This window comes from Streptomyces sclerotialus (genome assembly GCF_040907265.1).
In the GTDB taxonomy this organism is placed as follows: domain Bacteria; phylum Actinomycetota; class Actinomycetes; order Streptomycetales; family Streptomycetaceae; genus Streptomyces; species Streptomyces sclerotialus.
The window spans coordinates 8,248,131-8,261,949 of sequence record NZ_JBFOHP010000002.1 but is presented as its reverse complement, the minus strand read 5'-3'; the positions used below and the strand labels follow the sequence as shown (position 1 = coordinate 8,261,949).

The window sequence follows — 13,819 nt, the reverse complement described above, 5'->3', positions numbered from 1 at the left end:
CGCTCACGCGGAGCGTGAGCGCTGGCGGGTGGCTGCGCCACCCGCACAACCCTGGCGCTGCGCGCCAGGGTTGACGCTCCGTCCGCTGCGCTCCCGGAGCGGTGGGGCTACGCCCCAAAACTCCTGACTTCCGCTGCGCTCCAGTCAGGAGCCGGCGGGTCCGCTACGCTCCCCGCCCCCAACGGTCCTTCCGGCTGCGCCTCCAGAACCTGAAGGCCCGTTACACGGGCCTGGCTGGCTACGAGGGGAGGGGGTGCTCGTTCGTGTCGAGTTCCAGTGTAGCGGCTGCATCAGGCTGATGCAGCATGTAGCGTTGGCAGAAACATGGTAGAGGGTGGAGCGATGGCGATCAACAATGGTATTCCTGGAGGGATCACCCGCAGAGCTAGGTACTTTATTGGCTGCCATGGCTACTGGACTGGTCGTGGTGATATAGAGCGGTACAGGAGTCGATGGATGGAGCGCGGGGTCCCCGAAGCTCAGATCGATCGGGTGTCCGCCTTCGAGGCTGTCTGGGGTGGCCTGGTCCTTCCTCCTTCTCCTCACTACGACGGGGGGCCTCGGGCGTTCAGCGGAGATGTACCCGAGGGACCGGACCCTGACTGGCGCTTCGGAGCCGGCGCGCAGCGTACGGCTCTTCCCTACTCCTTCATGATCGGTCCGAACGGGGAGTTCGGGCTTCATGCCGGGAAGTGGGTGCCCTTGCACGCCAGCGTCGAAGGGTGGGTGGAAGCCCTCGCCCTGGCAGATCACGCCCGCAGGAGTGCGCGTACGACCACGACGTATACGGGTGCTGCTGTGGAGGACCTCGAACTGGACGGCTTCGAGGCCGTGCCAGAGATTGCCGGCCTCGCGGACACCTGGTGGCGCGGCGGCGACTCGCTGATCGCCATCTATCGAGGCGAAGCCGAGGTCATGGATGCGCCACAGTGCCTGACCGCCACTGTCTACGCCGGACTCGACGAATGGGGACTTCGAGGACGTGACGACGTAGACCATCTTTCGTCATAATCTCGCCCCCCTGAGAACCAGCACTGGAAAGGAAGCCGTAAATGCAGGGAATCTCACTCAGAGAACACCAGGTCGACCAGAAGTCGGCCTTCCGTGAATGGGTCAGATTCCCTGCAAGATCTTCTGTTCCCCCGGAGGGGGCACGGGGCACGATCGTGTCCGCGACCGGGTCGGGCAAGACGATCACAGCGGCCGCGTGCGCGCTGGAGTGCTTCTCCGGCCGGCGGATCCTGGTGACGGTGCCGACCCTGGACCTGCTCGTGCAGACCGCCCAGGCCTGGCGCCTGGTGGGCCACCGGGCGCCGATGGTCGCGGTGTGCTCGCTGGAGAACGACCCGGTGCTCAACTCGCTGAGGGTGCGCACCACCACCAACCCGATCCAGCTCGCCCTGTGGGCCGCGCACGGGCCGATCGTCGTGTTCGCCACATACGCCTCCCTAGTGGACCGCGAGGACCTCGACGCACCCGCGGGCCAGCGGAAGGTCCGCGGGCCGCTGGAGGCCGCTCTGGCGGGCGGCGAGCGGCTGTACGGGCAGCGCATGGACGGCTTCGACCTCGCGATCGTGGACGAGGCCCACGGAACCGCCGGTGATCTTGGTCGTCCGTGGGCGGCGATCCACGACAACCAGCGGATCCCCGCCGACTTCCGGCTCTATCTCACCGCCACCCCCCGCATCCTCGCCTCTCCCCAGCCGCGAAGGGGCGCGGACGGCCAGGAGCTGGAGCTCGCCAGCATGGCCGACGACCCGGACGGCACGTACGGGCCGTGGCTGGCCGAGCTCGGGCTCTCAGAGGCCATCGAGCGCGGCATCCTCGCCGGATTCGAGATCGACGTCCTGGAAATCCGCGACCCCACCCCCGCCCTCGGGGAATCCGAGGAGGCGCAGCGGGGCCGGCGCCTGGCCCTGTTGCAGACGGCGCTGCTGGAGCACGCGGCGAGGTGGAACCTGCGCACTGTGATGACGTTCCACCAGAAGGTCGAGGAGGCGGCGGCCTTTGCGGAGAAGCTGCCAGAGACAGCTGCGGAGCTGTACGCAGGCGACGCCTCCGGCGGGGCCCTGGCGGCTGCGGACCGGTTGCCGAAATCGTCGATCGACGCGGAGTTCTACGAGCTGGAGGCCGGCCGCCACGTCCCCCCGGACCGGGTGTGGTCAGCCTGGTTGTGCGGCGACCACCTCGTCTCCGAGCGGCGCGAGGTGCTGCGGCAGTTCGCCAATGGGATCAACGCGGCCGGGCGCCGGGTGCACCGGGCGTTCCTGGCGAGCGTTCGGGTGCTCGGGGAGGGCGTGGACATCACCGGCGAGCGCGGCGTGGAAGCAGTGTGCTTCGCCGACACCCGCGGCTCCCAGGTCGAGATCGTGCAGAACATCGGCCGGGCGCTCCGGCTCAACCGCGACGGCAGCACGAAGGTCGCCAGGATCATTGTGCCGGTGTTCCTGGAGCCCGGCGAGGACCCCACCGACATGGTCGCCAGCGCCTCGTTTCGCCCCCTTGTGGCCGTTCTCCAGGGCCTGCGCTCACATTCGGAACGCCTCGTCGAACAGCTTGCCAGCCGGGCGCTGAGCAGCGGGCAGCGGCACGTGCACGTGAAGCGGGACGAGGACGGGCGGATCATCGGCACCACGGCCGGAGGCGAGGGCGGGCAGGACGAGACCGAGGGCGCGGTGGAGTCGGCGCTGCTGCACTTCTCCACCCCGCGCGACGCCGCCACCATCGCTGCGTTCCTGCGCACCCGGGTCTACCGGCCGGAATCCCTGGTGTGGCTCGAGGGCTACCAAGCCCTCCTGCGTTGGCGCCAAGAGAACGGGATTACCGGCCTGTACGCGGTGCCGTACGACACCGAGACGACGGTGGGCGTCACCAAGGCGTTCCCTCTGGGGCGGTGGGTCCACCAGCAGCGGCGCGTGTACCGTGCGGGCGAACTCGGCGACCACCGCAAGACGCTGCTCGACGAAGCCGGAATGGTGTGGGAGCCCGGCGACGAAGCCTGGGAGAGCAAACTCGCCGCGCTGCGCTCCTTCCACCGCGCCCACGGCCACCTCGCCCCTAGGCGGCACGCTGTATGGGGCGACGCCGACAGTGAGCTGGTCCCGGTCGGGGAGCACATGGCCAACCTCCGCCGCAAGGACGGCCTCGGCAAGAACCCACAGCGTGCGGCAGCCCGTGCCGCCCAGCTCACCCAGATCGACCCGGACTGGAACTGCCTCTGGCCGCTGGACTGGCAACGCCACTACCGCGTCCTCGCCGACCTGGTCGACGCCGACGGGGCCGGCGTCCTTGCCGAAATCCAGCGCGGAGTGCTCTTCGAGGGGGATGACCTGGGCAGGTGGCTGCAGCGGCAGAAGCAGCCGAGTACGTGGGCGCAGCTGACCACCGAGCAGCAGGAGCGGCTGACAGCGCTGGGCGTACAGCCCGATGAAGCGCCGGCTCCCGCCCCGACGGCCAAGGGTACCGGGAAGGCATCAGCCTTCCAGCGAGGACTTGCGGCCCTCGCGCAATGGGTGGAGCGGGAGGGCGCGGACCGGCCGGTACCAAGGGGTCACGCCGAAGAAATCGCGGTCGTTGGCGAGGCCGAGCCGGTGCTTGTGAAGCTGGGCGTGTGGGTCTCGAACACGAAATCGAGGCGCGACAAGCTCACTCACGACCAGCTGAATGCACTGCGGGAGCTGGGCGTGAAGTGGGCATAGCCGCCCTGTCGCCGACGCAGGGGCCCTCTAGCCGATGCCAGCTACTGCTGTTCCGGGAATGCCGCAATCGGCGGTGAGGGGCGGGGAGTGTGGGAGAACTGACGTCATGGCCGCAGGGTGCCGGCCTTATCGGCTGGCCACTTGGAGGAGGCGGGCGTGGGGCATATCGAGCAGGGGCTGGAGCACGCGTTACGCACCTGGCCCGTTCCCTTGAGCACCGAGGCTCGCCTGCGGTTTCTGCTGGCAACGAATCGGTATTCCACCCGGAGGGTGGCCGTCGTGCTGGGGGTGTCGCAGCGCACTGTGCAGCGGTGGGTGACGAAGAAGCCCGGAGCGCGCCGCCTGCCGGGGGGCGATGCAGGACCGGGCGATCGAGGAAGCGGTCTTGGCGCGGTGGCAGCCCCGGATACGGGCTCGTCGGCGTGCCCAGGCCGAAGCGGAGGGCTTCGTCTTCCATACCCGGGCGCGATTCGGGTTCGCCGCGCCAGCAGGGTCCTCGGACGATCCGCGGGTGCGGTGCATCACCCAGTACCTGCCGGGAGAGGTAGCCCGGGAGTTGTTCGCCGCCCGGGACGCCGGCGCGGGCGAGCAGCAGCAGACGGTGATCCTGGCCCGCGCGCTGGGACATGCCTACTTTCGCGAATGGGGCCGCCGCGCCCACGGCTTACGCATCGCCTTCAGCGACATCGAGTTCGCCGACTTCTCGATCGGATGAGCTTGCACCTTCGAGCGAACACGTCAGGTGTTCAGCGTCGCGTGGTGGGCCTGGCGCGTCTGGCCGGCATCGCTTCGTACCTCTCAGCTTCCTGCCGCTCCTGCCAGTCCCACTCGACACGGCCGGCCGGGCCTTGGCGGCGGGCCGTGGGTGGCTGGGGTGGGCGCAGCCTGGCCGTCTCGGCCAGGCGCAGCAGGTGCGCACGGTCACCTGGCGCGGCGAGCAGTTCCTGGCCCTCGCCGGGTACGAGCCGGGCGAAGCAGGCCGCGGCCCGCAGGAAGATGCCCGCCCAGGGCGGTACGGGGTGGGTGGCGCAGCCGTCGGTGTAGCGGGCGCGGTCGTGCAGGGCGAGTGTGGCCGCAGCGTCGTCGTAGTCGCGGGGGCGGGCGGTGGCGAGTTGCTGGAGGGAGGCGCCGGTGAACAGCGCGGCGGCGACGGCCGCGGCCAGGCGAGGATGTGCGGTTGCTGTGCGAAGCCGGTGGGTGACTCGCTGGGCGGTGTGCGGGGTGAGTGGAGCGGGCGGTGGGCGGTGCCGGAAGACGATCGGGGGCGGCGTGCACGGGGCAGTGCAGGGGCGGGGCTGTCGTAGGAGATGAGGCGGTCCAGTGCGGGCAGGGTGAGCCACCGGCTGGCCGGCCAGGCGGGCTCGTCTGCCGGCGGGGGTTCGGCGATAGGCGTGCCGTAGTAGTGGCGGCGGGGCGGCTTCGAAGTCGGCGGTGACGGAGTAGTCGGCCGTGCGCAGGGCCTGGTGCAGAGCGGCGGGAAGGTGAGAGCGGTGGCAGATCGGGGTCAGGTGGATATCGGTGAGGGCTTGTAGCTGCAGGGGGCGCATCGTGCGGCGGGCGGGGGGGGTGAGGCGGTGGGCGCGCAGGACGGTCAGCCGGGTCACGGGCAGGGCGGCCATCCAGGCAGTGGCTGCCTGCCGGGCTGGCTGACGGCCGCCGGGAAAGCGGCCCGGGAGTAGGGGCGGTTTGCCTAGGGCGGCGAGAAGGTCGTGGGCGAGGCCGGTCTCGCTGGTGGTGCCCGGGCCGGGGTGCAGGGTGATCCGGCCGGACGGCGGATGGTGGGCGGCCAGGGCGGTGTGCGTGTAGATCACATCGTTGCCCGGGTCGATGACCACAGTGACGGGCGGCGGCGCGGCGAGGTGCGTGGCGGTGTGGTGTTCAGGCGAGGCGACTGAAGGCCCAGCGCAGCAGCTCCTGGTTCACGCGGGCGCGGCCGGTGCGGGTCAGGGCGGTGCGGGTGTGGGCGGTCAGTTGGGCCCAGGCGCGGAAGTTGCCGTGCGCGGCGTGGCTGTCAGCGAAGGTGATGTCCTCGGGATCGGCATCGGCCCGGATCGGGTGGAACAGGGGGATGACGTCGAGGACCTCGTTGGGGGTGAGGCGGGTGAAGTGCTGCCGGATGAAGATGCGGGAGGAGAGCATCGGTTCGCGGCGCAGCACGGTGTGGCAGCCTTCGCCGCCGACGAAGATGATCGCGAGCTGGGTGGCTGGTTCGTCCCATAGGTAGCGGAAGTATTCGAAGGCCTCGCCGCCCGCCCAGCCATCAGATCCTCTCAGGTTGCGATTCATGATCAGTTCACCATCCGCTGTCAAGCCTCTTAGGTGGCAGCCTGTTGTCTCCAGCTGCCCCCGATGCTGAGCGGCTTCGACCGCCTCACCGACGCCTGACTCGCCATCGTCGGTGGGGCCGACGCATCGTGGTCAGGGCGTGTCGCCGGAGTAGTAGAAGCGGCAGCTCACTCCAGGGCCCGGTGTGCGCGGCTCGCCGGGGCGCGGGTCGTACAGGGCGCGGCCGCCGGGCCACCGCGACAGCTCGGTGGACAGGGCCGCGCCGTCCTCGGCTTCCCCCGGCCGCCAGCCGGTGATGCCCAGCAGGAACCCGTCCAGCGGCCCGCCGACAGCACCGCGTACGTCCGGTGCGGCAGCGGGCCGGGGCCGGGGTGTCGTGGTCGTGGCCGTAGCCCCGGCCGCGCAGCAGCTGCTCATCGCCGTTCATCCCCAGCCTTGCAGCCACCACCGGCAACGCGGCCGGACGGCAGAGGCCCGGCACCTGGATGGAGGCCGGGCCCGCTGCCGTGCTCAGCGCGGCGTCGGCAGCGCGGCCAGGTTCCGGCGGTCCTCGCCGTGGCCGACGCCCCGCCACACCGGACGGTCGGGCCTCTACCGGGTCAGCAGGGCCGGGTCGTGGTCGCCACCATAATCCGGTAGTTCACACTCACCACGCGGCGAGCGCGGTCGCAGAACGCGGCCTCCCTCGTTGCCGGGGCGGCGCGCCGCCGGGCCGGGGCGAAGACGAACAGCACCGGCGGGAAGGGGCGGTGCAGGGTCGGTCCGGCGTAGGTCTCCTGCCAGTGGCTGCGCGGGACACGGGCGGCGTTGCCTCATCCGCTCGCCGGCGCGCCGCGGTAGGCGTCGTAGCGCTCCAGCTTGGCGAGCAGGCGAGCGTAGGACATCGTGCGGTCGATCTCCACGAACGCGTGGGAGCCATCGCTCAGGAGCACCGCGCCGTCGGGTATCAGGGGGCCGGCCGGCGTGGGATGGGCGACTTCTACCTGCCAGTCGGCAGGTCGGCCGTCTGCGCCTGGTGGAAGCAATGCCGGTGCCGACCAGGGCGAGGGCGTGCTCACGCAAGCCGGTCCGCGCGGCTGTGGCCACCCGCCGCCGCCAGCCGCGCGCATCCCGGGTGGCCCAGCCGGCCCTCGGCGGCAGCTCGCCGGAGGCGGCAGCTTCGGCCAGGCCCGCCGGGACGCAGTACCAGAAGCTGTGCTGGGCGCGGTGGACCCGAGCAACCAGGGCGTCCGCGCGGAGGTTGCGCAGCGCGCGGCGGAGATAGTCCGTTGCCTGGTGGTCGGCAGCAGCAACATCTTGAGCTGGCGGGGCATGGCCAGGCGCAGCCGGGCCATGATGCTGTACGCCTGATCGGCGTCGAGCGGAGTGATGGCGGCGCAGGAGCCGACGGCTACAGTCAGGCCGCCTGACTGCCCCGCCGCACGACTCGGACACCTCACCGCCACGTCATCCGGCGGAACCGCTGACAACCCGGGCCTACGGGCCGTGGCCACCGAAGACATACTGCCTGATGCGGCGCTAGACCGCGGTGAAGCCGCCGTCAGCGGCGACCACGGCTCCTGTGATGAAGCTGGAGCGCGGGGACGCCAGGAAGCACAGCACCTCGGCGATCTCTTCGGGCTGCGCAACTCGTCCCAGGGGCTGCGCCTCAGCGAAGGACGCCAGGTATGAGCGGCTGTCGGGGCGGATCGTGTCGAGGAAATCGGTCTCGATGACGCCTGCGGCAACGAGATTAGCGCGGATGCCCAGTGGCCCGCCCTCGACGGCGAGCACCTTGGTCAGTTGAGCCAGAGCGCCCTTCGACGCGCTGTAGGCGACGCCTTCGGGCAGGGCGACGGCGCCGGCGTAGGACCCGGTACTGACGATGGCACCGCCGCCGCGGTTCTTCATGACCCGAAATGCTTCACGGGCGCAGAAGAACGAGCCGCGGGCGTTGACCGCCATCACAGCGTCCCAGTCCTCGGCGGTGGTTTCGGTGATGGGCTTGTTCACAGTGCGTCCGGCGTTGTTCACCAGGATGTCCAGCCCTCCGAAGGTGTCCAGGGCCGATTGCACCGCGCGGGCGGCGGTCTCTTCCCGCGTGATGTCGCCGCGCATCGCGAATACGCCGGGAAACTCGTCCGGCAGCCTCATGATGTCGGGGCGTAGGTCCACGGCTACGACGCGGGCGCCGCGGACGTGGAGAAGCGCCACGGTCTCCTTGCCCACGCCGCGCGCGGCCCCGGTGACGAGAGCGGTCATCCCAGCGAACTCGGCGGATTCGGATGCTTCGGCGGACGCAGTTGCAGGTGTCATGGTGCGGTCCCTGGAGAAGGTGAGGTGAGTGCAGGCGCCGGTGCGGGCGGACCTGAGGTGCTGTGCAGTGGCGCGGTGAGCGGGCCAGGTAGGCCAGGCGGGCCAGGTAGGCCAGGTAGGCCAGGACGTTGACGCGGTCACGGGGTGCGGCGTTCACGGCAGGCCGTCGTGGCCGTCGTGGCCGTCGTGGCCGTCCTACGGCCGGGCTGTTCAGTGCGCGGTGAGGCCGCCGTCGACCACCAGCTCCGAGCCGGTGACGAACGAGGAGTCGTCGCAGGCCAGGAAGAGGATCGCGGAGGCAACCTCGTCGGCGCGGCCGGCTCGGCGCATGGGGGTGCGCCGGATGTCCGGCTGCCGGTCGCCCTGGTCGTCCAGGAGGTCCTGGATCATCGGCGTGGCGATCACCCCGGGATGCACCGAGTTGACCCGTACTCCCTGCCGGGCGTACTCGACCGCGGCGGTCTTGCTCAGCAGGCGCACGGCCCCCTTGGACGCCTGGTAGGCCGCAGCCGCGCCGCTTCCCACCAGGCCGAGTACGGACGAGGTATTGATCACCGAGGCGTTGCCGCTCGCACGCAGGAGCGGCATCGCCGCCTTCATGCCGAGCCAGGTGCCCTTCTGGTTCACGTCGATGACGCGGTCCCACGCCTCTTCCCGCGTGTCCTCGACACCTGGCCAGTCCAGGATGCCGGCGAGATTCACGAGCACGTCCAGCGTTCCGAACCGGTCGCGTACGACGGTGATCACTTCGTCCCACTCCCGCGCGGAGGAGACATCGAGGCGGGCAGCGACGACCTCTGCGCCGCGTGCCCCGATCCGCTGGGACAGGTCCCGCAGGGCCTTCGGCGACATCGGTGACCACCAGCCGGGCGCCTTCGCGGGCGAAGAGTTCGGCGGTCGCTGTGCCGAGGCCGCCGGTCGCGCCCGTGATCAGCGCGACCTTGCCGTCAAGTCGTTGTCCTGTCATGGATGTGATCCTTGGTTCTCATTGATGCTGACTGGCTGACTGGCTGACTGCTGTGCCGGGCTTCTTGGTCCGCCGACGGCGGCTTCGCCCCGGTGACCAGGGCGGCCGCGGCCCGGCCTCCTCTACGACGACTTCTGCTCCCGGTAGAGCACGAGGTGCTCGTGATAAAGCACTCCGTCCCGGATGTCGTCGGTGGCGGTGAACCCGGTGTCGTCGACGTAGTCCAGGTGGCTGCCGGTCACCGTGTACCGGCCGGTGTACGCGCTGCGCCGCTCGCCGCGGGCCTCTTCGTAGCGGCCGTCCCGCAGTAGCTCCTGACGGATGTGCCCGTCCGCGGTCACCCACGTTCCGACCACGCCGACCGTTCCGACCACGTCGACGTGGTCGCTCTCCACGGTCCCGGCCACGGCAAACTCCTCTCCTCGAACGGTGCGGTCCCTCCCGCTCCACCGAGTCTGGGCAGGTCAGCGGCCACCGACCAGGGCGCGTGCTGCCTGGGTGTGCCACACCCAGGCAGCACACCGGGCCGCCGCCTAGCCTGACCACATGGACGACAACCACCTGGGAGACTTCCTGCGCGCACGCCGCGCCGGCCTGCAGCCGCAGGACGTCGGCATGACCAGCTACGGAGCCCGCCGAGTCGCCGGCCTGCGCCGCGAGGAGGTCGCCGTCCTGGCCGGCGTGAACGCCGACTACTACACCCGCCTCGAACAAGGCCGCGAACGCAACCCCTCACCCCAGGTGGTCGACGCGCTCAGCCGCGCGCTGCGCCTCGACGCGGACGCCCGCGCGCACCTGTACCGGCTGGCCGGGGCCACGCCAGGCGAACGGCCCTCCGTCCACGCCGCCGAGCGGGTCAGCCCGGCACTGCGACAGCTGATGGACGGCTACCCGAACACTCCAGCGTTCGTCATGAGCCGGACCCTGGACCTCCTCGCCGTCAACGCCTTGGCCGATGCCCTCTACGCCCCGTTCGAGCCGGCGGACAACTTGGCCCGCATGACCTTCCTCGACCCCGCGGGCCGCACCTTCTACACGGACTGGGACCGGGCAGCACAGGCCACCGTCGCCAACCTTCGCGAGGCAACCGGATTCGACCCGGACAATCCACGGCTGCGCGAACTCGTCCGCACCCTCATCGAGCACAGCGCGGACTTCACCCGCCTCTGGCAGTCCCACACCGTGCGAGGCAAGACCCAGGACGCCAAACACTTCCTCCACCCAGAGGTCGGCCCGCTCACCCTCACCTACCAAGCATTCGACGTACGCGAGACGCCCGGCCAGCAGCTCGTCATCTACCACGCCGAACCAGGCAGCCCCAGCGCCCAGTCCCTCAATCTGCTCGGTTCCCTCCACGCCACCCGGCGCCGGCCCGACTCCGGCCCCATCGCTGACCAGCCGACGGAACGTGGAGACCAACGGCGATAGATCGGCTTCGCCGCCGCCTGTTTCCCAGGTGCCGACGCCGACAGCCGCCCGGAGCTGGAGGCCGCTGCGAAGCTCGCCGGGAGATCCGCTCCTGCGGCGTCGCCGTGACCCTCGCCGTCCACGAGCACAAGCGACCCGGCTGCGGGATCGAACTCGCCATGCTCGCCCTGCTCGCCCAGGAGCTGACGGCGAGTGATGTCGGGCTGGACTTCCTCGCCGAGGAGCTGAAGGGTCCGCACCACCCGTCCGGCATCGTGCTCACCGCGCTCGCCGCCATGTCCGGCCCCGTCACCCATCACCCGTCACCCGTCACCCGTCATGCGGACGCTCCCCGAACACCACGAGCAGACCGCCACCAAGGCGAGCCCGCCCCCCACTACCCTGCGGCTGGTGTCAGAGCTGGGACTTCAGAGCCTACTGGCGCAGGGTGTCCCGTTCGGTGCGGTCGGCGGTCAGCTCCCAGCGCAGCTTGGTGCCACCCAGTCGGCTACCTGGCGGACTCTACGTCGCAGGCGTCTTCCTCTGGTCCGCACGCTGATCCAACATGAAACCGCCTAGTACGCGAGCTGCCCGATGCCCCCGTCAACGCGCAGCACGGTCCCTGCGGTGTAGGCGGATTCGTCCGAGGCGAGATAGACCGCTGCCTTCGCCAGTTCGGTGGCGGTTCCCAGGCGATGGAGAGGCACGGTCCGCCGGAGTTCCTCGTAGAGGGCGGCCTGGCGCTCGGGGCCGAGGGGCGCGAACGCGTTGGTGATCGTCGGGCCCGGGCTCAGTCCGTTGACGCGGATCCCTCGGTCCTTCAGTTCATGGGTCAGCCCGCGCGTGTAGGAGAGCAGGCCCGCCTTGGCCGCGCCGTAGACCGTCGCGTTCTCGTGTCCGATGTACGCGGAGACCGAGCCGACGAGGATGACCGAGGACTGCTGGGAGAAAAGCGGTAACAGGTCCCTGATCAGGAAGAACGGCGACTTAAGATTGGTCGCGAGGAGCCTGTCGAACGCCTCCTCGGTCCATGCCTCGATCGGGAGGTGGGTGACGTCGGCGGCGTTGCTCATCAGGATGTCGAGCTTCGGCCATTCCTCCTGGAGCCGCGCCGCGAGCGCCGCCTGGCCGGGTACGTCGCCGGCGTCACTGGCGATGGTCAGCAGCGGGCCGTCCAATTGCCGGGCCGCCTCGTCCAGCTTTTCCTGAGAGCGGCCGGTGATGGCGACAGTCGCTCCCTCGGCGAGGAACTCGCGGGCCGTTTCGAGGCCGATGCCGCTCGTCCCCCCTGTGATCAGCGCGTGCTTTCCCGTAAGACGATCCATGGTTCTGTCCCTCCTCGGATCTCCTCGGATTGCGGTGCGGCCACCGTCAGCGGCCACGATCGCCCCTGTCATGCAACTGGCCCGGCCACTGACGACAAACGCGATCACGTGCGGCACCTCGGCCGGGTCGGAGATGCGCTCGAGTGCGGCGGCCAGGCTCATACCACCGATGTCCGGTCCCACCGCCGCGACCACCTTCGAGGTGCGCATCGGGCCCGGAGCGACGGCGCTGACCCGCACGTTCGACTCGGCGAATTCCGCCGCCCAGGTGCGGGTCAGCGATTCGAGCACCGCCTTGGTCGCGCCGTAGACGGTCATGCCCGGCATGCCGAGACCGGCCGCGGTGGATTGGACGTTGACGATGCTGCCACCGCCCGCGGCCATCTTCTCCGCGAGCAGAGCGGTGAGCAGGACGGGGCACGCACATTGACCGCGAAGGTGGCGTCGTAACTCGCGAAATCCTGCCCGGTGGCCGGGGAGAACGTCATGACGCTCGCGTTGTTGAGCAAGATGTCGACGGCTTCGGCAGCCGCGGCCAGCTGTCGCACGCCCGCCGAATCGGACACATCGGCAGCGACGAAACGCACCGTCCCGGCGGACTCGCCACCGACTGCGCGGAAGCCTTTTACGACCTGGGCACCGCGCTTCGGACCGGTGCCGGTCAGGGCCAGGTCGGCGCCGCCCGCGGCCAGCACCTTGGCCGTCGCGTGCCCGAGTCCGCCGATCGCGCCGGATCCGGTGACGAGTGCCGTCTTGCCTGCACATTCTTGCTTGCCTGCACATTCCATTGCTTCGCCCTTCGTGCCGGCCGGTGAGCGACTGACTTCTGTGCATCTGTTCAAGAAGTGATGCAACGGAAGCTACGACTTCTTGAACGCCAAGTCAAGAAGTCGTAGCATCGAGCGCGTGGCACGAACCGGACGCCCCCGCGAGTTCGACAAGGAACAGACGCTGGAGCGCGCACTCAGACTGTTCTGGTCCCGGGGATACGGGGCGACGTCGATCCAGGACCTGGTCGACGCGCTGGCGGTCGAGCGCGGCAGTCTCTACGGCGCATTCGGCGACAAGCGCCGCTTCTACCTCGAAGCCGTCAGGCTCTACTGGGAGGTGTACGAGCGGCACCTGATCGCCACGCTCGACACCAGTCCGCTCCTGCCTGCCCTGCGCAAGATCCTGACCCATCCCGCGCGGCTGGACGAACTGATCTCCGACGTGGGCGTGCCGCAGGGCTGCCTGGTCGGCAACACGACCGCCGAACTCGTCCCCCAGGACAGCGAAGCCACGGAGATCGTCACGCGCTCGTACCGCCGGTTCACCGAGATCGCCACCGACGCGCTCGGCCGCGCTCAGGCTGCCGGAGAGGTCACGGACAAGGCCCACCCCGCGGCCCAGGCCCAGATGCTGCTCTATCTGGTCCAAGGGCTCTCGCTCGTATCGAGGGCGGGGCTCGACAGAGCCTCGGCCCTGGCAGCGATCGATGCGGCGGTGGACGGGTTGCGGGCGTGACCGGACCTCGTGCGCGGCTGCAGCAGTCCAAGCGCCTGCACATCCGCTACGAGATACCCGCCGACCTGCGCCAGGAACTCCTCCAACTCGCCTGAACCATCACCTGCTTCCGATGGCTGCGCAGCGCCTTCTGAAACGATCAGTGAAGCCCCCGCCGGAGTAAGGAAGCTTTCCACGGTTCGATGAGCATCGGCCCTGACGCTACGCGACCCGTGCGGCTGCGACGCGAACAGCCTGCGCTTGTACGAGCACCACATGCCGCATTCCCGTTCATCACCGGCGACGGCGGAGCGCGACCGGTCGCCGACGCGTCGACGCAAGCGGGCGTTGACTCC

The 13,819-nt window shown here is 69.9% G+C and carries 12 protein-coding genes and 4 pseudogenes; 7 read left to right on the top strand and 9 right to left on the bottom strand.

What is annotated here, in order from left to right:
• Positions 1-651: 651 nt before the first annotated feature.
• The 4 genes and pseudogenes from AAC944_RS36450 (at position 652) to tpg (ending at position 4,413) form a co-directional block, all read left to right on the top strand.
• The gene (locus tag AAC944_RS36450) at positions 652-1,011 is read left to right on the top strand and encodes a hypothetical protein (protein WP_368396715.1); all 360 of its coding nucleotides are present in this window, start codon (positions 652-654) and stop codon (positions 1,009-1,011) included.
• A gap of 41 nt (positions 1,012-1,052) precedes the next feature.
• Positions 1,053-3,698 (top strand): DEAD/DEAH box helicase, encoded by a 2,646-nt coding sequence (locus tag AAC944_RS36445; protein WP_030625396.1) that lies wholly within the window; start codon positions 1,053-1,055, stop codon positions 3,696-3,698.
• A gap of 117 nt (positions 3,699-3,815) precedes the next feature.
• A pseudogene (locus AAC944_RS36440) lies at positions 3,816-4,004 on the top strand (hypothetical protein); the annotation flags it as partial.
• 49 nt (positions 4,005-4,053) lie between these two features.
• Positions 4,054-4,413: a telomere-protecting terminal protein Tpg gene (tpg, locus tag AAC944_RS36435; RefSeq protein ID WP_368396714.1), complete on the top strand. Its 360-nt coding sequence runs from the start codon at positions 4,054-4,056 to the stop codon at positions 4,411-4,413.
• Positions 4,414-4,444: 31 nt separating this feature from the next.
• Here the strand turns inward: tpg and AAC944_RS36430 are convergent, their stop codons facing one another.
• The 4 genes and pseudogenes from AAC944_RS36430 to AAC944_RS36415 form a co-directional block, all read right to left on the bottom strand.
• Positions 4,445-5,533: a hypothetical protein gene (locus AAC944_RS36430; protein ID WP_368396713.1), complete on the bottom strand. Its 1,089-nt coding sequence runs from the start codon at positions 5,531-5,533 to the stop codon at positions 4,445-4,447.
• A 43-nt stretch (positions 5,534-5,576) separates the two neighbouring features.
• Positions 5,577-5,984: a hypothetical protein gene (locus AAC944_RS36425; RefSeq protein WP_368396711.1), complete on the bottom strand. Its 408-nt coding sequence runs from the start codon at positions 5,982-5,984 to the stop codon at positions 5,577-5,579.
• Positions 5,985-6,116: 132 nt separating this feature from the next.
• Positions 6,117-6,411 (bottom strand): annotated as a pseudogene (locus AAC944_RS36420) (hypothetical protein).
• A gap of 385 nt (positions 6,412-6,796) precedes the next feature.
• Positions 6,797-7,093, bottom strand: a complete 297-nt coding sequence (locus AAC944_RS36415) for a replication-relaxation family protein (protein ID WP_368396708.1) — start codon at positions 7,091-7,093, stop codon at positions 6,797-6,799.
• A 97-nt stretch (positions 7,094-7,190) separates the two neighbouring features.
• Here AAC944_RS36415 and AAC944_RS36410 point away from each other — a divergent pair, with 97 nt between their 5' ends.
• Positions 7,191-7,334 (top strand): hypothetical protein, encoded by a 144-nt coding sequence (locus AAC944_RS36410; protein ID WP_368396706.1) that lies wholly within the window; start codon positions 7,191-7,193, stop codon positions 7,332-7,334.
• A gap of 168 nt (positions 7,335-7,502) precedes the next feature.
• Here the strand turns inward: AAC944_RS36410 and AAC944_RS36405 are convergent, their stop codons facing one another.
• From AAC944_RS36405 to AAC944_RS36395, 3 genes and pseudogenes are all read right to left on the bottom strand, one after another.
• Positions 7,503-8,279 (bottom strand): SDR family NAD(P)-dependent oxidoreductase, encoded by a 777-nt coding sequence (locus tag AAC944_RS36405; RefSeq protein WP_030625402.1) that lies wholly within the window; start codon positions 8,277-8,279, stop codon positions 7,503-7,505.
• Positions 8,280-8,489: 210 nt separating this feature from the next.
• Positions 8,490-9,246 (bottom strand): annotated as a pseudogene (locus tag AAC944_RS36400) (SDR family NAD(P)-dependent oxidoreductase).
• Between the two features lie 122 nt (positions 9,247-9,368).
• Positions 9,369-9,653 carry an Atu4866 domain-containing protein gene (locus tag AAC944_RS36395; RefSeq protein WP_037773708.1) on the bottom strand — a complete coding sequence of 95 codons (285 nt, stop codon included), beginning with the start codon at positions 9,651-9,653 and terminating at the stop codon, positions 9,369-9,371.
• A gap of 139 nt (positions 9,654-9,792) precedes the next feature.
• Here AAC944_RS36395 and AAC944_RS36390 point away from each other — a divergent pair, with 139 nt between their 5' ends.
• Positions 9,793-10,674 (top strand): helix-turn-helix transcriptional regulator, encoded by an 882-nt coding sequence (locus AAC944_RS36390; RefSeq protein ID WP_030625411.1) that lies wholly within the window; start codon positions 9,793-9,795, stop codon positions 10,672-10,674.
• Between the two features lie 554 nt (positions 10,675-11,228).
• On the opposite strand, the gene AAC944_RS36385 is transcribed toward AAC944_RS36390, so the two are convergent.
• On the bottom strand, positions 11,229-11,978 hold the full coding sequence (locus AAC944_RS36385; RefSeq protein WP_030625414.1) for an SDR family oxidoreductase: 750 nt from the start codon (positions 11,976-11,978) through the stop codon (positions 11,229-11,231).
• A gap of 96 nt (positions 11,979-12,074) precedes the next feature.
• Positions 12,075-12,766, bottom strand: a pseudogene (locus AAC944_RS36380) (SDR family NAD(P)-dependent oxidoreductase); the annotation flags it as partial.
• A gap of 118 nt (positions 12,767-12,884) precedes the next feature.
• On the opposite strand from AAC944_RS36380, the gene AAC944_RS36375 reads away from it, so the two are divergent.
• Positions 12,885-13,484, top strand: a complete 600-nt coding sequence (locus tag AAC944_RS36375) for a TetR/AcrR family transcriptional regulator (RefSeq protein ID WP_030622438.1) — start codon at positions 12,885-12,887, stop codon at positions 13,482-13,484.
• Positions 13,485-13,819: the final 335 nt, after the last annotated feature.

What these genes read in the sequence shown, in the direction of transcription:
- AAC944_RS36405 (WP_030625402.1), bottom strand. Translation starts at nt 8,279, where the DNA reads ATGACACCTGCAACTGCGTCCGCCGAAGCATCCGAATCCGCCGAGTTC.
- tpg (WP_368396714.1), top strand. Translation starts at nt 4,054, where the DNA reads ATGCAGGACCGGGCGATCGAGGAAGCGGTCTTGGCGCGGTGGCAGCCC.
- AAC944_RS36450 (WP_368396715.1), top strand. Translation starts at nt 652, where the DNA reads ATGATCGGTCCGAACGGGGAGTTCGGGCTTCATGCCGGGAAGTGGGTG.
- AAC944_RS36415 (WP_368396708.1), bottom strand. Translation starts at nt 7,093, where the DNA reads ATGCGCGCGGCTGGCGGCGGCGGGTGGCCACAGCCGCGCGGACCGGCT.
- AAC944_RS36425 (WP_368396711.1), bottom strand. Translation starts at nt 5,984, where the DNA reads ATGAATCGCAACCTGAGAGGATCTGATGGCTGGGCGGGCGGCGAGGCC.
- AAC944_RS36390 (WP_030625411.1), top strand. Translation starts at nt 9,793, where the DNA reads ATGGACGACAACCACCTGGGAGACTTCCTGCGCGCACGCCGCGCCGGC.
- AAC944_RS36385 (WP_030625414.1), bottom strand. Translation starts at nt 11,978, where the DNA reads ATGGATCGTCTTACGGGAAAGCACGCGCTGATCACAGGGGGGACGAGC.
- AAC944_RS36445 (WP_030625396.1), top strand. Translation starts at nt 1,053, where the DNA reads ATGCAGGGAATCTCACTCAGAGAACACCAGGTCGACCAGAAGTCGGCC.